Source organism: Pseudomonas putida (genome assembly GCF_022627325.1).
Lineage (GTDB): Bacteria > Pseudomonadota > Gammaproteobacteria > Pseudomonadales > Pseudomonadaceae > Aquipseudomonas > Aquipseudomonas putida_X.
Map to the genome: position 1 here is coordinate 327,164 of NZ_JAETZZ010000002.1, position 20,497 is coordinate 347,660.

Genomic DNA, 20,497 nt, shown 5'->3' on the forward strand with positions numbered 1-20,497 from the left:
GAGAACGTCATGAAACGCGTGCACCCACTGCTGCTGTGCCTCGCCCTCGCCGGCCAGGTTCAGGCCGATGATCTGATGGACAACGCCGACCTCGCTGCCGGCAGCGACCTCGGTGACCCGGTGATCATCCGCCTGTTACCGGCAGGTGCCGGGCAAATGGCAGTGATCGAGCAGCTGGGTTCGGGCAACCGCGCCGCCCTCGACCAGAACGGCCAGGCCCTGCTGGGCCGCATCGTCCAGGCCGGGGGCGCACAGGAAGCCTACATCCTGCAAGAAGGTAGTGACCTGATGGCCAGCATCAGCCAACAGGGAAATGGCAACAGCGCGTCGATCCGCCAGAGCGGCACCAGCAACAACGCCAGCATCGAGCAGATCGGTAACGACAACAGCGCCAGCATCGTACAAGCCGGCTCGGGGCTGAGCAGTTCCGTGACCCAGGCCGGCAATGGCCAGCATGTTCAGATCACTCAATACCGATAGACCTGGAGGCACCACCATGTTCAAGCTTGCTCCCCTAAGTGCCGCTATCCTCCTGGCCGTGGCCGGCCAGGTCATGGCGGATGACAGCACCTCGACCCAGTCGCAGACCGGCAACCAGAACATCGCCGAAGTCAGCCAGACCGTCGCGCCTTTCGCCGCAGCCACCCAGACCCAGACCGGCAAAGGCCACAACCACCTGGCGGTGCAGGACACCAGCACCAGCTACATCGACCAGACCGCCAGTGGCTCGTACAACGCCGCCTACGGCGAGCAGTTGTTCGAAAATGGCAGCCAGATCACCCAGCAAGCCGAGGGCACCTACAACGACGCCTTCGCCAGCCAGTCGTTGGGTGAAAACAACCAGGCGCTGCAGATGCAACAAGGCGCCGAGAACCGCTCGACCGTGTGGCAGGACACCCAGTTGGGCAGCCAGGGAACCACCCAGCAAAGCGGCCAACGCAACGAAGCCTACGTCGAACAGCTGTTCGGCGGCAGCAACAACAAAAGCCTGGTGAACCAGGACGGCCAGGACAACTATGCCGCTGCCGAACACCTGACGCACAACGACGGCAATATCCAGATCTACCAGCAAGGCAAGCAGAACTGGGCCTATGGCGACCAGCGCGACGGCACTGGCGGCTTCATCGGCATCGATCAGAACGGCACGGGCAACTCGGTGGAAGTCTGGCAGGACACTCAGGTCGGCAGCCAGGCCACCGTCAACCAGAATGGCCAGCTCAACGAAGGCTATATCGACCAGAGCCTGGGCCAGGACAACACTGCCAGCCTCTATCAACAAGGCAAGTCCAACGCCAGCTGGTCCGATCAGTTCGAGACCACCAACTCGACCACCAGCATTTCCCAGTCCGGCACCAGCAACCTGCACTACACCTACCAGACCGGCGACAACCAGAGCCTGACCGTGACCACTCAAGGCACCGGCAACAAGGTCATGGCCAGCAACTGGAAAGGCGAGAAACTGGGTGGGCAGTTCGGCAGCGACCAGACCGCCGTGATCAACCAGAAAGGCACGGAAAACACCGTCAACCTGACCCAGAACGGTAGCCTGCAACTGGCCACCCTCGGCCAGAAAGGTACCAACAATTCGATGGAAACCAAGCAGGCCGACAGTAACAACGAGCTGTACTTCGAGCAGAACGGCACCGACAACATCCTGATCGCTGACCAGCGCGGTATGGACAACTATGCCACCGGCGACACCACCGGCACCGGCAACACCATCAACCTGGACCAGTCCGGCTACGCCAACCAGAGCTTCACCACCCAGCTCTACGGCAGTGGCAACAGCGCAACCATCAAGCAGGCCGACACCGCCAACGTCGCCTACGTGACACAGGGCGGCGCCGGCAACACGGCGTTGGTCGATCAAAGCGGCGCCAACCAAGCCGCCACCATCACCCAGATGGGCAACGGCAACATGGCCACCGCCACCCAGCGCTAAACAGCTCCCCCTTGAACCGCAGCGCTTCTCTCCCTGGCGTTGCGGTTCCTTTTTTTGTGCTGCACAACCCAGTCGGAGCGCCAGGCACTCGCGCGGCAGATAATTTTGGATGCCGATTAGCTGAACCTTTTAGGCACTTTTCACTACCTGATCTAGACTTTTCGCAACAACCGAGCAAGTTCAAGCCTGCGACAATCAGACTCAGAACATAATGTACCAACTTGTTAATTAGCTTGCTAAGGGCTTAAACTGCGCACATTCCACCTGCTGAGATCCCTGGCATGAACGAAACACCGCGCGCCTCTGGCGTCACAAACATCATCCTGGTCGGCTTGGGCGTGATCATCGCCCTGCTCGGCCTCCTCCTGGCTGCCGGCGGCGTCAAGCTCGCGGGCCTTGGCGGCTCCTGGTACTTCCTGATCGGCGGCCTGGCCATGGCCATCGCCGGTGTACTCATTGCCCGGCGCAAGAAAGCCGGTGCCTGGCTGTACGCTGTCTTCCTGGTCGGCACCGCACTGTGGGCGCTGATCGATGCCGGCCTGGTGTTCTGGCCGCTGTTCTCGCGCCTGTTCATGTTCGGTGCGATCGGCCTGGTGGTGGCGCTCGTCTACCCACAGCTGGTACGTGCCAATGGCGGTAGCACCGGCCGTGGTGCCTACGGCATCGCCGGCGTGCTGGCCGTGGTGCTGGTGATCGCTGTGGGCAACATGTTCGTTGCCCATCCAAGCGTCGCACCCACCGGCAAAGGCCCGGGCATGACCCCGGTCGAAGCCGGCAAGGAGCAAAAGGACTGGGCCCACTATGGCAATACCGAAGGTGGCAGCCGCTTCGCGGCACTGGACCAGATCAACCGCGACAACGTCGACAAGCTCAAGGTCGCCTGGACCTACCACACCGGTGACGTCGCCGTGAGCGACGGCAACGGTGCCGAAGACCAGCTGACCCCCTTGCAGGTTGGCAACAAGGTGTTCATCTGCACCCCCCACAACAACCTGATCGCCCTGGATGCCGACACCGGCAAAGAGCTGTGGAAAAACGAGATCAACGCCCAGTCCAAGGTCTGGCAACGTTGCCGTGGCCTGGCCTACTTCGACGCCACCGCGCCGCTCGCCCAGCCGACCCAGCCAAACAGCTCGCCGATCACCGTCGGTAGCGTCCCGGCTGGCGCCAACTGCCAGCGCCGCCTGCTGACCAACACCATCGACGGCCGACTGATCGCGGTCGACGCCGACACCGGTGAGTTCTGCCAAGGCTTCGGCAACAACGGCCAGGTCAACCTCATGGCTGGCCTGGGTGAAGTGCCGGACTCCTACTACCAGCTGTCGTCCGCTCCGCTGATGGCCGGTACCACCGTGGTGGTAGGCGGCCGTGTCGCCGACAACGTCCAGACCGACATGCCAGGTGGCGTGATCCGTGGTTTCGACGTGTTCACCGGCGCCATGCGCTGGGCGTTCGACCCGGGCAACCCGCAAGACCGCAACGCGCCGGCTGACGGCAGCACCTATGTGCGCAGCACGCCGAACAGTTGGGCACCGATGTCCTACGACCCGGCGATGAACACCGTGTTCCTGCCGATGGGTTCGTCGTCCACCGACATCTACGGTGTCGAGCGCAGCAAGCTGGACCACACCTACGGCGCTTCGGTGCTGGCCCTGGACGCCACCACCGGTAACGAGAAGTGGGTGTTCCAGACCGTGCACAACGACCTGTGGGACTTCGACCTGCCGATGCAACCCAGCCTGATCGACTTCACCAAGGACGACGGCAAGTCGGTGCCGGCGGTGGTGATCGGCACCAAGGCCGGCCAGATCTACGTGCTCGACCGCGCCACCGGCAAGCCGCTGACCCAGGTTGATGAAGTTCCGGTCAAGCCGAGCAACATCCCGAACGAGCCTTACTCCCCAACCCAGCCAAAATCGGTTGGCATGCCGCAGATCGGCGCGCAGACCCTGACCGAGTCGGACATGTGGGGTGCGACGCCTTATGACCAGCTGCTGTGCCGCATCGACTTCAAGAAGATGCGTTATGACGGCCTGTACACCGCGCCGGGCACCGACCTGTCGCTGAGCTTCCCCGGTTCGCTGGGTGGCATGAACTGGGGCAGCATTTCCACCGATCCGGTCCATGGTTTCATCTTCGTCAACGACATGCGCCTGGGCCTGTGGATCCAGATGATCCCGTCGCAGAACAAAGGCGCGGCCGCTGGCGGTGGTGAAGCGCTGAACACCGGCATGGGCGCCGTACCGCTCAAGGGCACTCCTTATGCGGTGAACAAGAACCGCTTCCTGTCGGTTGCCGGTATCCCTTGCCAGGCGCCACCGTTCGGCACCCTGACCGCCATCGACATGAAGACCCGCCAGGTGGCCTGGCAGGTACCGGTAGGCACCGTTGAAGATACCGGCCCGCTGGGTATCCGCATGCACCTGCCGATCAAGATCGGCCTGCCGACCCTGGGCGGCACCCTGTCGACCCAAGGCGGCCTGGTATTCATCGCCGGCACCCAGGACTTCTACCTGCGCGCCTACGACAGCAGCAACGGTAACGAGATCTGGAAGGCCCGCCTGCCAGTCGGCAGCCAGGGTGGCCCGATGACCTATGTCTCGCCCAAGACTGGTAAGCAGTACGTGGTGGTCACTGCCGGTGGCGCCCGTCAGTCGACTGACCGTGGCGACTACGTGATTTCTTACGCCCTGCCGTAAACCGCGTCGCCTTCATCGCCGGCAAGCCGGCTGCCCCAGGTTCGGCGCAAGCGCCTGGGCCAGCCGGCTTGCCGGTGATGAGCCCCTGAAAGATCAATTCGAGACCCAGCAATGCCATCCGCTATTCGCATCACCACCCCCCTTCTGCTGGCCCTGGCCAGCACCGCCGCCCTGGCCGACGGCGACCTGCTGACCCGCAGCACCATGACCGGAGACTGGGGCGGCCTGCGCCACCAGCTTGAAGAAGACGGCATCAAGGTCACTGGCGACTACAGCGGTGAGACCGCCTACAACGCCCACGGTGGCCTGCACCGCTCGGCGCGCTATTCGCAGAACCTCAAGTTCGGCGTGCAGTTCGACCTGTCGAAACTGTATGGCCTGGACAACGGCGGCAAGGTCCAGCTGACCATCAACGACCGTCGCGGCAACAGCGCCTCGGAAGACCTGGTGGGCAACCGTCTGCCGATCCAGGAAAACTACGGTGGCCTGTACACCCGCCTGACCGAGCTGAGCTACGAGCGCACCCTGTTCACCCCGGCGCTCAACGTCAAGCTCGGCTACATGGCCATGGGCAACGACCTCGGCGGCCTGGACAGCGGCATCCTGTGCAACTTCATGAACGCCGGCTTCTGCGGCCACCCGCTGAACATGTCCGGTGGCAGCGGCTGGGCCAACTACCCCAACGCCCACCTGGGCGTGCGTGTGAAGTACGACCTGTCGCCGGCGTGGCAGTTGCGCGTGGCGGCGTTCAACGTCGACCCCGAAAGCAATGGCAACTCCAGCCGCGCCTGGCACCTGGGGCCCAAGCACACCACAGGCACCGTGGTGCCGGTCGAGCTGATCTACAAGCTGCAGGGTGAACTGCCGGGTGAATACAAGCTGGGCTACTACTACGACAGCTCTGACGTCAAACGCATTGGCAGCGACGACGAGGTGTCCGGCCGTGGCGGCCATTACCTGCTGATTGACCAGGCAGTGTGGAACGATGCCGGTTTGCCGGGCCGCAGCCTGCATGCCTTCGGCCAGTACTCGGCGTCGAGCAAGGCAGCCTCGCCATTCACCAAGTGGTATGGCGCCGGTGTGGTGCTGTACAAGCCGTTCGAGGGCCGCCCGCGTGACACCGTGGCGCTGGGTTATGGCCGCGCCGTGCCGAACCCGCGCAGCCGTGACGTACTGGAAGATGCCGCCTTCGATGCCGGGCAACAGTTCCCCGACATCGACAGCGCCGAGCAGTTGATCGAACTGAGCTATGGCTACCAGGCGACGCCGTGGCTGAACCTGCGTCCGGATGTGCAATACATCATCGAACCGGGTGCTTTCTCCGGGCAGGACATCGACAACGCGCTGGTGGTGGGCCTGCAGGTCAAAGCGACCTTCTGACCGCCCGGGGGCCGCTGTGCGGCCCCTTTTTCAATTCTGCCTGAGGTAATCCACCAGCCTCGACAGCATCGCATCACACCCCTGCAACTGTTCGACACTGACGAACTCGTCCGGTTTGTGCCCCTGGTCCATGCTCCCCGGGCCACACACCACGGTGGGGATGCCTGCTTTATCGAACAACCCGCCTTCGGTACCGAACGCCACCGTGCCGAACTCATCCGAGCCACTGAGCAAGGCGACCAACCGCGCCGCCTCACTGTCGGCAGGCGTAGCCAGCCCCGGGTACGCACTCAACGGCTCCAGGCGAATGGCACTGGCGGCGCTCACGGTGCGCATGCGTGGCAACAGTTCGGCCTCGGCATAGGCCTGCAACTGATCGGCCACCGTCTGCGCTTCGAAGCCTGGCAAGGCGCGCACCTCGAAGTCGAAGGCACATTCCTCGGGCACGATATTCAGCGCCCTACCGCCCTTGATGGTGCCTGTCTGTACCGTCGAGAACGGCGGGTCAAAGCGCTTGTCGTGCTGTTCGGGCAGCGCCAGCGCGTCACCGATCTCGCCCAGTTTGCCGATCAACCTGGCGGCATACTCGATGGCATTCACCCCATAGGGTGCATAGGCCGAATGGCACGCCGCGCCGTGCACCTGGCAGCGCATGGCCAGCTTGCCTTTGTGGCCGAGCACCGGTTTCAGCTCGGTCGGCTCGCCAATCAGGCAAAGCCGCGGCTTGTCAGGCCGCTGTTCGAGCGCCGCGAGCATCGAGCGCACCCCCAGGCAACCCACTTCCTCGTCATAGGAAAATGCCAGGTGCACCGGCATGCGCAGCGGCTTTGCAACGAAGGCGGGCACCGCCGCCAACACCGAGGCAATGAAACCCTTCATGTCCGCGGTACCACGGCCATACAGGCGCCCATCGCGTTCACTCAAGGCAAACGGTTCGACCGTCCAGGCCTGGCCATCCACCGGCACGACGTCGGTATGCCCGGACAGCACCACGCCGCCAACAGCAGCCGGGCCGATGGTGGCGAACAGGTTGGCCTTGGTGCCTTCAGGGTTATGGAACAGTTCGCTGGCCACGCCCTGTTCGGCCAGGTAATCGCGGATGAAACCGATCAACTGCAGGTTGGAATCGCGGCTGACCGTGGCATAGCCGATCAGCCGGGCCAACAGCGCGCGGCTGCTGAACTCACTCATCACCCGGCACCCCATAGCTCGGTGCAGTGGTGGGGTTCAGCGCGCGGGTAACGTAGTCCTGCATCTGCGGGCGGTACGCCTGCCACAAACCCTCGAGCACGCCGATCGGGTCTTCATCGGCCCAGTCCACGCGCAGGTCCACCAGCGGCCAGGTCAGCTCGCCGGCGATCTTCAGCGCCGCCGAGTGCACCGGGCCTGCCTCGCCCCCTGCCGCCATTGCCGCATGCATGGCCGCCAGCAGGCGATCGGCCAAGTGCCCGCCGGCCTGTTCGAAGGCTTGCACCATGGCTTCGATCACCTGTACCGACGACAACAGGTTGCCAGCTGCCGCGCATTGCTCACCGGCCACCGCATTGTGCACACCCAACGCCTGCTTGCCGGTAAACAGCGCCACCTGGCCATTACTGTCGATCACCGTGACCTGGCGGTACTCGCTCCAGCCATTGGCGCTGAGCACCCGGTCCAGCGCTGCAGCAGGCGGCAGCTGGCCCTGCTCCAAGGCATCGAGGATCTGCGGACCAAGCGCCGGCAAGGTGATGTTCTGGGTAGCAACGGCACCGACGCCTGCACGTACCCAAGGGCAACGCGCCCCTACGGCGATGCTCGACGAACTGATGGCGATACCGACCTGGCCGGTTTCCTGGCAGCGTCCGATGATGGAGAAGGTCATGAAGTGGCTCCTGTTGTTCTGGGCGATTGCAGGCATTCTGGGCAGAACCTTTTAGTGAGCGAAACCACCTTTTTCCTGTGCCTTGAGCAGGAAAAAACTAAGGCCGTGCACAGCCCTGCACACCCGCCTGAAAACCCTCGCCAACTCCGCTGTAGCCCTTGCGCATCAAGGCCTTCGCCGTTTTATCGGCAAGTACTCGTTAAATACTAATTTCGCGATTTTCCGTGCATCCCTAGTCTGGCCCCAGGTAACGGCGGTCCTCCAAACCGACCTGACAAAAACCGCCTGAACAAGGGCTCGGACATGACAATGAACACAATCGAAATCGACACCCTCGTCGTCGGCGCTGGCCAGGCCGGCGTGGCCATGAGCGAACATTTGAGCAAGCTCGGCGTGCCGCACCTGGTGCTGGAGCGCAAGCGTATCGCCGAGGCCTGGCGCACTGGCCGCTGGGATTCGCTGGTCGCCAATGGCCCGGTCTGGCACGACCGCTTCCCTGGCCTTGAATTCAACCTGGACCCCGACGCCTTCGCCGGCAAGGACCAGGTTGCCGACTACTTCGAGCAATACGTGCGCAAGTACAACCTGCCGGTGCGCACCGGCATCGAAGTGAAGAAGGTGGTGCGCAATGCCGACCGCCCAGGCTTCACCGTCGAGACCAATGAGGGGGTGATTCACGCCAACCGTGTGGTAGCCGCCACCGGCCCGTTCCAGCGCCCGGTCATCCCGGCCATCGCGCCCAAGGACGAGCACCTGCACCAGATCCACTCCGCCGCCTATTTCAACCCAGAGCAACTGCCTGAAGGCGCCGTGCTGGTGGTAGGAGCCGGCTCTTCCGGCGTGCAGATCGCCGAAGAGCTGATGCGCGCCGGGCGCCAGGTGTACCTGTCGGTCGGCGCCCACGATCGCCCGCCACGGGCGTATCGCAACCGTGACTTCTGCTGGTGGCTGGGCGTGCTGGGCGAATGGGATGCCGAAATCGCCAAACCGGGCCGCGAGCACGTGACCATCGCCGTCAGCGGCGCCCGGGGCGGCCACACCGTAGACTTCCGCGCCCTCGCACATCAGGGCATGACCCTGGTCGGCCTGACCCAATCGTTCGACAACGGTGTGGCACGCTTCCAGGAAAACCTGGCCGACAACATCCGCCGAGGCGACGAAAACTACCTGGCCCTGCTGGACGCTGCCGATGCCTACATCGAACGCAACGGCCTGGACCTGCCGCCAGAGCCTGAAGCACGCAAGCGCCTGCCGGACCCGGATTGCATCAGCAACCCGCTGCTGGCGTTGGACCTGGCCAAAGCCAATGTCACCAGCATCATCTGGGCCACCGGCTACGGCGTGGACTTCAGCTGGCTGCAGGTCGACACCTTCGACGCCAACGGCAAGCCCCAGCACCAGCGCGGCGTGTCCCGTGAACCGGGCGTGTACTTCCTTGGCCTGCCGTGGCTGTCGCGCCGTGGTTCCTCGTTCATCTGGGGCGTCTGGCACGATGCCAAGCACGTCGCCGGGCACATCGCCACCCAGCGTACTTACCTGGCCTACCGCGACCGCGAACAGCGTGAAGCGGATGAGCAGCAACCTACCTCGATCAGCAACGTCAGCACCTTCGGAGCCCACTGATGCCTACCCATACCCGCATCCGCATGTTCAACACCAAGGCCACTTACCCTAACCAGACCCTGGACAACGACTTGTGCCAAGCCGTGCGCGCCGGCAACACCATCTATGTGCGCGGCCAGGTCGGTACCGATTTCGAGGGCCGCCTGGTAGGCCTGGGCGACCCTCGGGCGCAGGCTGAACAAGCGATGAAAAACGTCAAGCAACTGCTTGAAGAAGCAGGCTCCGACCTGTCGCACATCGTCAAGACCACCACCTACATCACCGACCCGCGCTTCCGTGAGCCGGTGTACAAAGAAGTGGGCAAGTGGCTCAAGGGCGTGTTCCCGATTTCCACCGGGCTGGTCGTGGCGGGCTTGGCGCAGCCTGAATGGCTGATGGAAATCGATGTGATCGCGGTAGTGCCGGATCAGGCTTGATCGAGTGAGGTGGCTGGGGCGCGCTGCGCCCCGGTCAGCTACATCCTGCCCAGTTCCTCGCGGCAAAACTCCACGAACAATTGCGCCGGTTTGGTCAGCTGCACCCGCTTCAACCGCGCCGCTGCCAGCCCCGACAGCGCCACCGGCTCGACGATGTCCACCGTCACCAGCTTCTGCCCGTCATAGGTGCATTCAGAATGCGGCCGGGTCACCAGCAGCGAAAACCCGAACCCCTGCCCCACCATTCCCCGCACCATCTCGATCGACGGCGAACTGAAGACAATGTTCGGCGTCAGGCCCATCTCGTTGAACAGGCTGACGAAGTAGGTTCGGCTCGGCGCCACATCCAGCAGGATCATCGGCTCCGGGCACAAGTCACGCAGTGACACCTGCGACTGGCCGGCAAAGCGGTGTTTTTCCGGCAGTAGCACGTAGGGCTTCTGAGGGGGCATCAGCGGCTCAGCCTCGATGGTGCCATCCAGGTCATGATCGTAGAGGAACGCCAGGTCGAAGGTACCCGCCGTCAGGCCTTGGATCAGTTCCTGCTGCTCGCCGTCGCGCAGGCGGATATCGACCCCCGGGTAGCGTTCGCGAAACCCGGCGATCAGGCGTGGCAGGTACAGCGGGGCCACGGTTTCGAAGCAGCCGATGTCGATCTGCCCGGCCACCGTATCGTTGTCGGCCAGCGCGTTCTGCTCGAACTCATGGGCCATCTGCAGCAATGATTTGGTCTTGGCGTAGAAGCGTTTGCCACTGGGGGTGAGCGAAACGCCCTGGGCGTGGTGGCGGATGAACAGCTGTACACCAAAGCTTTCCTCCAGGCTCTTGATCGCTGTGGAGATGGACGGCTGGGCGATGTACAGCTGACGCGAGGCCTCGGCGACGCTGCCGGCCTCGACAGTGGTGACGAAATATTTGAGTTGTCGCAGGGTATAGGAAGCCACAGGCACCTCTCTGGCGCCGGTGGGGGCGCCTTTGGAATTATCCTGCCACTTTACCGCGCCGCCGCAGCCAAGGGCGCCCCGAGGGTGAAGGATTTGCCTATGGCTTGAACATATTCTCGCTCTGCCACGCCTGGCTGCAAAACGTCTTTACTGAAGGGTGAACAGCCACAGGAACGGTGTGAGCCTATGAAAATCGTTGTCACCAGCATCCTCGTCGACGACCAGGCCAAGGCATTGGCGTTCTACCATTACGTACTGGGGTTCGAGCCCAAGGACGACATCCCCATGGGCCAGCACCGCTGGCTCACCCTCACTTCACCCAACGAGCCCAACGGTGTTCAGCTGCTCCTGGAACCCGATGCCCACCCTGCGGCCAAGTCCTACAAGGCCGCGCTGCGCCAGGACGGTATTCCGGCAGCCTCGTTCGGCGTGCGCGACATTCAGGCCGAGTACACGCGCCTGTGCAAGGCCGGGGTGAGGTTCACCAAACAACCCACCGACCTGGGCCCGGTCACCGTCGCGGTGTTCGACGATACCTGCGGCAACCTGATCCAGATCGCTCAAAAGCATTGACCGCGGGCAATGGCAGGCCAAGCTGCCATTGGCTACAGTTGCCGCTATTCCCGGTGCGCCAGAACAAGGAAAACCAATGCGCCACGAATTCAGCGAAGTACTCAACGACCTGGTCGATTATTTCCTGGTCGGGGACATTCAGTTGCTTGACCGCTTCAAGCATGACAACGACCTGCCTGATGACCTGGCCAGCGAATTCACCCACACCGACAGCGGCGACAGGGCGGTGAGCGAAGGCATCGTCATCCCCATGGCCGGGATCGACAACCTGCCCTACCACATCATCTTCACCCTGGAGGGTGATACCCCCGCCTTGCTCGAGCCCGGCAGCCGACTGAAACACCGGCGTGGCGGTTATGTGCTGCAGGTCGAAAACCGTGCGGTGATGGTGTACACCTGGCGCATCCTCCAGCACTTCACCAACAAGACGCTCGGCGACCTGCTGGCCCGCTACCAAGTGCCGGGGCGGCCGATCATCGAGCTGGACAATGGCTGGTACGACGTCGAGGTGCTGGGCGGCGCCGTGGTGCGCGACGGGCTGTACGAACCGGCATTCGAGTTCGTGCTGAGCAAACGCTTGAGCCGTGGCCAGGCCCAGAACGTGGATCTGGGCTATGCCTTCAGCCTGCGTGGGTATTTCGACTGATTGTGTTCAGTGACCACCCCATCACCGGCCAGGCGGCGATGGGGCTTGAAAGCGCTGCATCAGGTTCACGTGATATCCCGGTCCTTGGTCTCTGGCAGGAAGAAAATCCCCAGCACCGCTGTCATCACCGCGATCACGATCGGGTACCACAGCCCGTAGTAGATATCCCCGGTGGCTGCCACCATGGCGAATGCCACGGTAGGAAGGAACCCACCGAACCAGCCGTTGCCGATGTGGTACGGCAGCGACATCGAGGTGTAGCGGATACGCGCCGGGAACAGCTCCACCAGCCATGCCGCGATCGGCCCATAGACCATGGTCACGTAAATCACCAGAATGGTCAGGAGCAACAGCACCATCGGGTAGTGGATCTTCGCAGGGTCGGCCTTCTCGGGGTAACCCGCCTGCTTCAAGGCGCCCGTCAGGGTTGCGGTAAACGCGTCGCTTTGGGCCTTCAGGTCAGCCGCCGCCAGGCTGCTGCCATCGAAGCTCGGGATCACCCGCTCACCGATACGGATCTGCGCCACGCTGCCCGGCTCGGCCGCTTCGTTCGTGTACGGGATCGCTCGCTTGGCCAGCAGGCTCTTGGCAATGTCGCAGGAGCTGGTGAATTTGGCCTTGCCCACCGGATCGAACTGGAACGCGCATTGATTCGGGTCGGCCATGACGACCACGGGGTTCTGCTCTTGGGCGACGAAGACGTCAGGGTTGCCGTATTCGGTCAACGCTTTGAAGATCGGGAAGTAGGTCAAGGCGGCAATGATGCAGCCTGCCATGATGATCTTCTTGCGCCCGATGCGGTCGGACAGGCTGCCGAAGAAAATGAAAAACGGCGTACCGATCAGCAACGAGCCTGCGATCAGCAGGTTGGCGGTCTGCGGGTCGATCTTCAGCGTCTGCAGAAGGAAGAACAACGCATAGAACTGCCCCGTGTACCACACCACGGCCTGGCCGGCAGTGCCGCCGAGCAGTGACATGAGCACCACCTTGAGGTTGTCCCAGCGGGCGAAGGATTCGGTCAGCGGCGCTTTCGAAGCTTTGCCTTCGGCCTTCATCTTCATGAACACCGGCGACTCATTGAGCTGCATGCGGATATAGACCGAAATCGCCAGCAGCAGGATCGACAGCAAAAACGGGATGCGCCAGCCCCAGGCTTCGAAGGCCTCAGTGCCCATGGCCGTGCGGCAGGCCAGGATCACCAGCAACGACAGGAACAGGCCCAGCGTCGCAGTGGTCTGGATCCACGAGGTGAAGAAGCCACGCCGGCCTTTGGGCGCGTGCTCGGCCACATACGTGGCCGCCCCACCGTACTCGCCACCCAACGCCAGGCCCTGCAACAAGCGCAGGGCGATCAGAATGATCGGCGCTGCCACTCCGATCGTGGCGTAGCTGGGCAGCAGCCCGACGATCGCAGTGGACAGGCCCATGATGACGATGGTGATCAGGAACGTGTGCTTGCGCCCGATCATGTCGCCCAGGCGGCCGAACACAATGGCACCGAACGGACGCACCGCAAAGCCGGCGGCAAAGGCAAGCAAGGCGAAAATGAAGGAGGTGGTTTCATTGACCCCGGCAAAGAAGTGCTTGGCGATGATCGCCGCCAGTGAGCCATAGAGGTAGAAGTCGTACCATTCGAACACGGTACCCAAGGAGGACGCGAAGATGACCTTGCGCTCTTCCTTGGTGATGCCGCGTTGGGGCGCGCTACTGCCCGTGGATGCGCTGTCGAGAACCGCCATGGGTTGCCTCCGGATTGTGGTTGTCGCAGGCCGGAGTACCTCACACCCATTTCACCGTCGCACCCAGGCCTCAGGGGCTTGCTTTGGTTGCGAAGCACGACGAGGCTGACCGCCTCGGATCGCAGCAAGGTATTTCAAGCATAATCGGCTTTGCCGGGATATCCACTTTGCCAGTATTGGCGAATTCCGTTTACTTCAAACCCGACCCGGCACCGGGCCTTTGAGCTCGACCTGGTTGCCATCGGGATCGTAGCAATACAGCGATAACCCTTCGCCTTCGGCGCCATAGCGCACCTGGGCAGGCTCCACTGCAACGCCTGCCGCGTGCAGGTAAGCGGTCAACGCTTTTTCATCGAATGGCGCTATACGCAAGCAGAAATGGTGCAGGTTACGCCCTTCTGCTCCCGGTGCAGCGCCACCAGGGCGGCCAAGCGGGCCATCGAGGGTGACCAGATCGATCATGGCCGTACCGGTTGCCAAATGGACCATCCCCAGGTCTTCGCGCTCCCGGCTGACCGTGCAGCCCAACAGGTCACGGTAGAAGGCCACGCTACGCTGCAGGTCGCTGACGCGCAGCACCAGGTGGTCGATGTGCTGGATGGCGAAGGGTCTCATGCCGGCGCTCCTTGAGGCGATTGCACAGAGGTCCCGGCCACCATAGCCCAGCAAGGCCCGCCCCGCTACTCGTTCACCAGGCGCTGAAGCAGGCCGGCATCATGCCGGGCCAAGGTCCGTAGCAGCTGCTCGACCACCGTTCGGTCCGGCGCGTCCAAGTGGAAGTGATGCCCACCGGGGTGCCATGACACCCTGGCTTGGCTGGGCAATGCTGCCTGGCGCTGCGCGAAAGCACCGCCCGCAAATGCCCCCTGCCTGCCCAGCATCAGGTACAGCGGGCAGCGGATCTCCCTGAGCAGGTCGCACGCCTCGCGCTCGGTCAGTGGCATCGGTTCGGGCAGCACCAGCCGGGGGTCATGACGCCAGCAGTAGCCATCGGCCAACTGCAGCAGGTCACGCATGGCCAGCAACCGTGCGGCGTCCTCGGCCAGTTCGGCATCGATGCGCTTGCGCCGCTGCTGCAGGGCGGTTTCCAGATCGTCGAAACGGTTCCCGGCGCTGTCGGCAAAGCCGTGCAACCGGCTGCGTTGCACCATGCGCTTGAGCCGATAGGCACGGGCCAGGTGCTGCACGCGATCATCCTCGGCAACCGTGAACGGCGCCCCCATGCCGTCGAGGAAGGTCATGCTGGCGATGCCACTGGTCATGGCGGCCAGCAGCGAGGCGATGCCGGTACCCATACCGTGGGCAAGCACATGAAACCGCGCCAGCCCCAGGCTGTCGGCCACCGCCAGCATATCCTCGGCATGCTCCCACACGTAGTAACCGCTGTCGTGGCGCCGGTGATCGGAGCGGCCGTGACCGACCAGGTCAGGGGCGACCACGAAGCAACCCTCGAGCAACGGGCCCAGTCGCTCGAACGAGGCGGCATTGTCCAACCAGCCGTGCAACGCCAGCACCGGTATCCCGTCTTCGGCGCCCCACGTGCGTACCGCTATTTCGATACCGTCGAGGTCAAGCAGGTGATCCTTGGGACTGCATAGCGAACGCATCGCACTCTCCTTCGCTGAACACTGGCGCCATGCCTTCACCCCACCATCTCGCAGCGTGGCCTGCCTTGCTGGCCTCTTACCGACCCATGCATGCACGAGACCGACCCTTGCGGGCAACTATCTACCGCACGGCCGTTTCGCCAGCGGTGTCGACTACCGCCTCCACAGATACGAGGCTCATGCCATGCCCAACACGATTGCCCTGCACCACGACCTGATCACCGAGGCCCTGCCCCCATGGGCCCGCACCCTGCATCCCACACATGCCAGAGGCATCGTGCAACGCGCACGCGCGCCCTACATGGACGAGAATAGCGCGCCTTACAGCTGGTATGCGACCGCGCTGCCAGCGCATCGTGAGCAGTTGCGCACGCTTATCAGGCACCGTGACACCTGCATTACCCAACTGAGCAACGCACTTGTCGGTTTCAAGGACATCACTGCGTTCTGCAGCCCACTGCTGAGCCGCCGGCTGGGGCTCAACGTGGCCGTGGACAAGGCCCAGTACAACTTTCAGCCCTTCGAGACGGTCATCAATTACGGGCCGGGCCCCGGCAGCCTGGACGTACCCTGGGATGGGCAACTGCAGGAAGAGGCCTTCGTCACCCGCCCCGTAGGCCCTCGCCAACCCCGCAGCTTGCTCGAAGCCGCCCTGCACAACTTCGAAAGCGCCGAACAAGTCGGGCCTTACAGCGATCTGACCTGCGCGCCCGATGACGACACGCCGCTGGCCGGTTTGTCCGCGGTGCAATTCGCGGGGCACTGCCGGGATCTTAACCTTGGGCAGCAATACCAGGACCACCTGCAGGCTATCTATGAGGGCCCGTTCAAGGGGCAGATCAGTCAGCTGTCGATGCGGGCCAGCCAGGAAGAACTGCGCGTGCAGGCCTACATTGCCTGGCTCAAAGGCCTGCTGAGCTCAGAAGGCCTTGCCGCGATCAGCGAGCTGTGCAATGGCGTACCTCACCCCGTTTACGACGGCCATCCCCTGCACAGTTGGCGTTTGAGCCTGCTCGACGTTCCGTTGCACGAGATGCTGTTCATCGGCGCCGATACGCCAGGTGCAATCACCCCCTGCATCGTCTACCTCCCAGGCGACAGCGAGCACCCAGTGCGCGAATACCCCTCCCGTCAGGCTGCTGCCAAGTATTTCCGACAGCGCCTGGTGCACAGCACCTTCCGCCAAACCGTGATCGGGCTCGCCTATAGGCGCGATCAGCCCAGGCTGGCGGGCAGGCTACGGGACGCACTGTTCGAGACCGATGAGCAAGGCAGGCAACGGCCACGCACCTCGCCCAACTTCCACGTCGTGCCATCGCAAACACGAGCCGAGTTGTGGCCCACCCTTTACCGTGCCCACCTCGACCGCCTCAAGGCCGACGCCAGAGTCCTGGCGGTCCCCACAGCCGATGTCGACGCCGAGGTTCATCAGAGACACCTGCGGTACTGGCTGGAGATAGGCATGAACGTGCTGAACATCGCCGCGTTCTTCGTGCCCGGCCTGAACGCGGTAATGACCGGCGTGTTCGCTTATCAACTGATGGATTCGGTATTCACCGGTTTTGAGGCCTGGGAAGAAGGTGACACCGCGCAAGCACTGGCCCAGGTTGAATCGTTGGTCATCAATGCTGCCGCGATCGCAGGTTTTGCCGGCGCAGCCAAGGCCATCAAAGCGTCAGGTTTCGTCGATGCCATGCAAGCGGTATGGCATGAAGACCGTCTGCAACTGTGGCACCCGGACATGGGCCCCTATGCCAGTCCGGTCACGCTGCCAACAGAAGGCCAGCCCGATGCGATCGGGCATTACGAGCTCGAGGGCAAACGCTACGTCGTGCTGGAAGGCACGGCCTACGAGACGTTCCAGGGCCCTGACCAGCAATGGCGCATCCGCCACCCCAGCGCCCCAACCGCCTACGCGCCACTGCTACACCACCAGGGTGACGGGCGCTGGCTACTGGCCCACGAGCAGCCTGTGCAATGGGATGACACGCAGGTGCTGCAGCGCCTTGGCCTCACGAGCCGGGGGCTCGACAGCGGCGAGCTGATCACGGCGATGCGCAGTACCGGTGCAGACGCCAGTGTGCTGCGCCGCATGCATGCCAAAGGGCTGCGCCCCCCGGCCTTGCTGGAAGACATGCTGCTGCGCCTACGCCTGGACAATGAGGTGCAGAGCCTGATCCACCGTGTGCGCAACGGCCTTTCAATGGCTGCCCACAAGAACTTCGCGCTGCCGGAACTGCTGCGCTTGCCAGGTTGGCCGCAAGATCACGTGCTGAAGGTATTCACCGGCCCCGAACCTTGGGGCGATGTGGTGCGCTATGGCGCGCCCGACACCCCTGGCCAGGTGGAAATCAGCTTGACCCGCACGGACCTGGAGAATGGTCAATTGGGCCACGCCGTGGTCGCACAGCTGGACGAGCGACACGTGCGTGCCATGCTCGGCGACCTGCCCTTGCAGCAGTGGGCCGCGGCCCTGAACGCCAGGCTGGGCGACCAGCTGCAAAGCCAGCGCGAGGCGATTTACCACAGTATGCTGAACTACCATGCCCAGCCGGCCAGTGAAGCGGCACAACCATTGCGCAAGCAATTCCCCGGTGTGCCACCCAGTGCCCTGGAAGAGATCGTCCAGGCGGCCAGCCATACCGAACGTGCACGCCTGGCAACCGGACGTGTGCCGTTACGCTTAGCCGAAGAAGCGCGGCAGTTGCAAGCCCGCACCCGGCTGGACCGCGCCATCATCGGTCTGTACCGCCCGCACCTGGCCAACAGCGATAGCCAGCGGTTGATCGAAGGCCTGCGTAGCCAGCATCCGCAGGCAAGCGCCGCGCAACTGCTTGAACTTGCCTTCGCCAACCGCGAACACTGCGCTGCGCTGATTGGCCAGCAGCCAATCAAGCCTGGCTATCGTTCACCTTTGCGCCTTGCGGCCGGCCGTATTGGCTACCCGCTCAGTGGCCGCGGCGCCGGGCGCGCAGTGCAACGCCTGGGCGCGCTCTTTCCTGAGCTCGACCAAAGAGCGCTCAGGGCGCTGCAGTCCGAACTGGCAGAGGCGGGCAACCTGGGTACACAGATCAGCCGGCTGGAAGCCGAGCAACGGACCTTGCGCCAGGACCTGAACAGATGGGTCGGCGACGCGTCTGGCCTGGACGATCGCTTCGACCGTTCCCACTTCGCCGAGAAGCTGCTCGCCGCCTGGAGCCGCGAAGGTGGCGCCAGCCGGGACACCTTGAGGCTGGACCGCATGCGGTTGCGCACCCTGCCAGCACTGGTGGCACGACTGCCCCATGTCCGCACCCTGGTGCTGGATGGGCTGGAGCTCGAGCGCCTGGAAGGCGGCTTCCTGTCTTGCTTCCCTGGCCTGCGCGCACTGGAGGTGAGCGGCAACCCGGACATAGACGCCGAGGGATTGTTCCAGGCGCTGAAGTCGGCCCCTGGGCTAGAAACGCTCCAGCTCACCGGCAATGCTTTGCCAGCCCTCTCGCCACGGGCCCATGAGGCGTTGGCCGCCATGCCCGGCCTGCGCGAGCTCAACCTGCGCAGGAACCGTCTGCAACTGGACGCTGCCAGCATCGCCTTGCTGGCTGGCCTTCGCCTGGATGTGCTGGAGCTTGGCAGTAATGCCATTACCCTCGACCAAACCCTGGCCTCGGCTTTCCAGGCCATGGTTCATCCCCAGCAACTGATGCTGGATTTCAACACCCTGGGTCTCGCCCCCGACGTCAGCTACATGGCCCGCCTGCGCACCCTGAGCCTGAACAATTGCGGCTTGCAGCAATGGCCCGAGGGGTTGACCCAGCTGATGAGCCAGCATCAGTACCAACTGCGTCACCTGGACCTGTCCATGAACCGCATTCGCACCCTGCCCAACCTCGCAGACATTCTACGCACCCCATTCGCCCGGGATGTCGCTGCGCAATTACCCGAACGGCGCTGGCACCTCAATTACAACAGGCTTGAAGCGCAAACCCGTGCGCAACTGCGTGCCAGCGGCGTCCGGGTTTTCGAGCACGCACCCGACATGCCTGAATGGCAAACCCTGTGGCGCAGTACCGCCTCCACGCATCAGGACCAGCTTTGGAGCGATCTGTTTGACCAAGGGGAAAACGGTGAGCTGCTGGGGATTCTCGAACGCCTGGTACAGTCAGCCGAAGCGCGGCACGAGCCAGATCACCTACACCGCAGGCTCTGGGCCCTGCTGGAGAAAGCCGGCCGGGACACGGCGCTGCGCGAACGCCTTGCCGACGTAGCCCGTGCGTACCCGCCGACCTGCGGTGATGCCGGTGCCGATGCCTTCAGTGCACTGGAGATCGAAGTGCTGGCCCACGAGGCCGCAGGCCACAGCAGTGAGCAGGCCAAGACCTTGCTCGCGCTCTACCGCAAGCTTTACCGCCGGGAGCTGGTCAATGAACTGGCCGACCGCATCAGCCTGAGAAGGACATTACGCAAGCAGGCGCTGCAAAATGGTGTGTTCGATACGGATCTGCCCCGCTACGATTCACTGGATGATCCGGCGGCCTTTCCTGACGTCGACCTGGAACGGGGGCTGGTCGACGATATCGAAGTCCGCCTTGCTTTGCGCCAATCCCTCGCAACGCGGCTGGGCTTCCCTGAACCCAGCCGCGGCATGCTCTACCGGGACACGGCCAGGATCAACAGCACCATCATCGACAGGGTGCACAGCGCAGTGCTTGCCCAGGACGCCGTAACCGACAGGCGCCTGGTATGGATAGTCGGGCAGGCAGGCTGGGTGCACTACCTCAAGCGTCACAATGGCGAAGCCTTCAGCCTGCTCACCGATTTCTGGAGGGTGGGCCATGACTACCTGTTCCATTGCCTGGACGACAGCTATGAGCCAGTCACCCGTCTGGACGCCTCGGTGCTGCAAGCCCTGGTGCCTGTGCTGCCGCACAACCCGCTGGATGAAAACGGCCTGCTGCGGCGTGTACCGCTCAATGACGGCCAATTCGACCGAGCCATGCGCGCCTTGAACGAGGAGCAGCAAAAGGTCGAGCATGGCCTTCTGCTCAGCCTCACCCGCCAGGCCGAAACCCTCGCCGGCTAAGCCGT

The 20,497-nt window shown here is 63.4% G+C and carries 15 protein-coding genes; 9 read left to right on the forward strand and 6 right to left on the reverse strand.

The genetic code is table 11. From position 1 onward, the window contains the following. The first annotated feature begins 9 nt into the window (after window positions 1-9). From JNA92_RS05345 to JNA92_RS05360, 4 genes are all read left to right on the forward strand, one after another. Window positions 10-480, forward strand: coding sequence for a curlin (locus JNA92_RS05345; protein WP_241803715.1), 471 nt, complete (start codon window positions 10-12; stop codon window positions 478-480). A gap of 16 nt (window positions 481-496) precedes the next feature. Next, window positions 497-1,942 carry a curlin gene (locus tag JNA92_RS05350; RefSeq protein ID WP_241803717.1) on the forward strand — a complete coding sequence of 482 codons (1,446 nt, stop codon included), beginning with the start codon at window positions 497-499 and terminating at the stop codon, window positions 1,940-1,942. A gap of 281 nt (window positions 1,943-2,223) precedes the next feature. Further along, window positions 2,224-4,641 carry a glucose/quinate/shikimate family membrane-bound PQQ-dependent dehydrogenase gene (locus JNA92_RS05355; RefSeq protein ID WP_241803719.1) on the forward strand — a complete coding sequence of 806 codons (2,418 nt, stop codon included), beginning with the start codon at window positions 2,224-2,226 and terminating at the stop codon, window positions 4,639-4,641. A gap of 111 nt (window positions 4,642-4,752) precedes the next feature. Then, the gene (locus JNA92_RS05360) at window positions 4,753-6,021 is read left to right on the forward strand and encodes a carbohydrate porin (protein ID WP_241803721.1); all 1,269 of its coding nucleotides are present in this window, start codon (window positions 4,753-4,755) and stop codon (window positions 6,019-6,021) included. A gap of 30 nt (window positions 6,022-6,051) precedes the next feature. Here JNA92_RS05360 and argE read toward each other — a convergent pair whose 3' ends face one another. Together argE and JNA92_RS05370 are read right to left on the reverse strand one after the other, a co-directional pair. Continuing rightward, window positions 6,052-7,212: an acetylornithine deacetylase gene (gene argE, locus JNA92_RS05365; RefSeq protein WP_241803723.1), complete on the reverse strand. Its 1,161-nt coding sequence runs from the start codon at window positions 7,210-7,212 to the stop codon at window positions 6,052-6,054. Beyond that, window positions 7,205-7,882 carry a DUF1028 domain-containing protein gene (locus tag JNA92_RS05370; RefSeq protein ID WP_241803725.1) on the reverse strand — a complete coding sequence of 226 codons (678 nt, stop codon included), beginning with the start codon at window positions 7,880-7,882 and terminating at the stop codon, window positions 7,205-7,207. The genes argE and JNA92_RS05370 overlap by 8 nt, the downstream gene beginning before the upstream one ends. Window positions 7,883-8,185: 303 nt before the next feature. On the opposite strand from JNA92_RS05370, the gene JNA92_RS05375 reads away from it, so the two are divergent. Together JNA92_RS05375 and JNA92_RS05380 are read left to right on the forward strand one after the other, a co-directional pair. Further along, a complete protein-coding gene (locus JNA92_RS05375; protein WP_241803727.1) occupies window positions 8,186-9,505 on the forward strand; it encodes a flavin-containing monooxygenase in 1,320 nt (439 codons plus the stop codon). Further along, window positions 9,505-9,921, forward strand: a complete 417-nt coding sequence (locus tag JNA92_RS05380) for a RidA family protein (protein ID WP_241803728.1) — start codon at window positions 9,505-9,507, stop codon at window positions 9,919-9,921. The genes JNA92_RS05375 and JNA92_RS05380 overlap by 1 nt, the downstream gene beginning before the upstream one ends. A 38-nt stretch (window positions 9,922-9,959) precedes the next feature. Here the strand turns inward: JNA92_RS05380 and JNA92_RS05385 are convergent, their stop codons facing one another. After that, window positions 9,960-10,865: a LysR family transcriptional regulator gene (locus JNA92_RS05385; protein WP_241803729.1), complete on the reverse strand. Its 906-nt coding sequence runs from the start codon at window positions 10,863-10,865 to the stop codon at window positions 9,960-9,962. Between the two features lie 186 nt (window positions 10,866-11,051). On the opposite strand from JNA92_RS05385, the gene JNA92_RS05390 reads away from it, so the two are divergent. Next, the gene (locus JNA92_RS05390; protein WP_241803730.1) at window positions 11,052-11,438 is read left to right on the forward strand and encodes a VOC family protein; all 387 of its coding nucleotides are present in this window, start codon (window positions 11,052-11,054) and stop codon (window positions 11,436-11,438) included. Window positions 11,439-11,514: 76 nt separating this feature from the next. Further along, on the forward strand, window positions 11,515-12,084 hold the full coding sequence (locus JNA92_RS05395; RefSeq protein ID WP_241803731.1) for a hypothetical protein: 570 nt from the start codon (window positions 11,515-11,517) through the stop codon (window positions 12,082-12,084). Between the two features lie 65 nt (window positions 12,085-12,149). Here the strand turns inward: JNA92_RS05395 and JNA92_RS05400 are convergent, their stop codons facing one another. From JNA92_RS05400 to JNA92_RS05410, 3 genes are all read right to left on the reverse strand, one after another. Further along, window positions 12,150-13,823, reverse strand: coding sequence for an MFS transporter (locus tag JNA92_RS05400; RefSeq protein WP_241803732.1), 1,674 nt, complete (start codon window positions 13,821-13,823; stop codon window positions 12,150-12,152). A gap of 195 nt (window positions 13,824-14,018) precedes the next feature. Then, the gene (locus tag JNA92_RS05405) at window positions 14,019-14,438 is read right to left on the reverse strand and encodes a VOC family protein (RefSeq protein WP_241803733.1); all 420 of its coding nucleotides are present in this window, start codon (window positions 14,436-14,438) and stop codon (window positions 14,019-14,021) included. Between the two features lie 65 nt (window positions 14,439-14,503). Beyond that, window positions 14,504-15,430, reverse strand: a complete 927-nt coding sequence (locus JNA92_RS05410) for an alpha/beta fold hydrolase (protein ID WP_241803734.1) — start codon at window positions 15,428-15,430, stop codon at window positions 14,504-14,506. A 184-nt stretch (window positions 15,431-15,614) separates the two neighbouring features. Between JNA92_RS05410 and JNA92_RS05415 the strand changes: the two genes are divergently transcribed. Further along, a complete protein-coding gene (locus JNA92_RS05415) occupies window positions 15,615-20,492 on the forward strand; it encodes an NEL-type E3 ubiquitin ligase domain-containing protein (RefSeq protein ID WP_347269609.1) in 4,878 nt (1,625 codons plus the stop codon). Window positions 20,493-20,497: the final 5 nt, after the last annotated feature.

What these genes read in the sequence shown, in the direction of transcription:
- JNA92_RS05360 (WP_241803721.1), top strand. Translation starts at nt 4,753, where the DNA reads ATGCCATCCGCTATTCGCATCACCACCCCCCTTCTGCTGGCCCTGGCC.
- JNA92_RS05375 (WP_241803727.1), top strand. Translation starts at nt 8,186, where the DNA reads ATGACAATGAACACAATCGAAATCGACACCCTCGTCGTCGGCGCTGGC.
- JNA92_RS05380 (WP_241803728.1), top strand. Translation starts at nt 9,505, where the DNA reads ATGCCTACCCATACCCGCATCCGCATGTTCAACACCAAGGCCACTTAC.
- JNA92_RS05415 (WP_347269609.1), top strand. Translation starts at nt 15,615, where the DNA reads ATGCCCAACACGATTGCCCTGCACCACGACCTGATCACCGAGGCCCTG.
- argE (WP_241803723.1), bottom strand. Translation starts at nt 7,212, where the DNA reads ATGAGTGAGTTCAGCAGCCGCGCGCTGTTGGCCCGGCTGATCGGCTAT.
- JNA92_RS05400 (WP_241803732.1), bottom strand. Translation starts at nt 13,823, where the DNA reads ATGGCGGTTCTCGACAGCGCATCCACGGGCAGTAGCGCGCCCCAACGC.
- JNA92_RS05350 (WP_241803717.1), top strand. Translation starts at nt 497, where the DNA reads ATGTTCAAGCTTGCTCCCCTAAGTGCCGCTATCCTCCTGGCCGTGGCC.
- JNA92_RS05405 (WP_241803733.1), bottom strand. Translation starts at nt 14,438, where the DNA reads ATGAGACCCTTCGCCATCCAGCACATCGACCACCTGGTGCTGCGCGTC.
- JNA92_RS05355 (WP_241803719.1), top strand. Translation starts at nt 2,224, where the DNA reads ATGAACGAAACACCGCGCGCCTCTGGCGTCACAAACATCATCCTGGTC.
- JNA92_RS05390 (WP_241803730.1), top strand. Translation starts at nt 11,052, where the DNA reads ATGAAAATCGTTGTCACCAGCATCCTCGTCGACGACCAGGCCAAGGCA.
- JNA92_RS05410 (WP_241803734.1), bottom strand. Translation starts at nt 15,430, where the DNA reads ATGCGTTCGCTATGCAGTCCCAAGGATCACCTGCTTGACCTCGACGGT.
- JNA92_RS05395 (WP_241803731.1), top strand. Translation starts at nt 11,515, where the DNA reads ATGCGCCACGAATTCAGCGAAGTACTCAACGACCTGGTCGATTATTTC.
- JNA92_RS05345 (WP_241803715.1), top strand. Translation starts at nt 10, where the DNA reads ATGAAACGCGTGCACCCACTGCTGCTGTGCCTCGCCCTCGCCGGCCAG.
- JNA92_RS05370 (WP_241803725.1), bottom strand. Translation starts at nt 7,882, where the DNA reads ATGACCTTCTCCATCATCGGACGCTGCCAGGAAACCGGCCAGGTCGGT.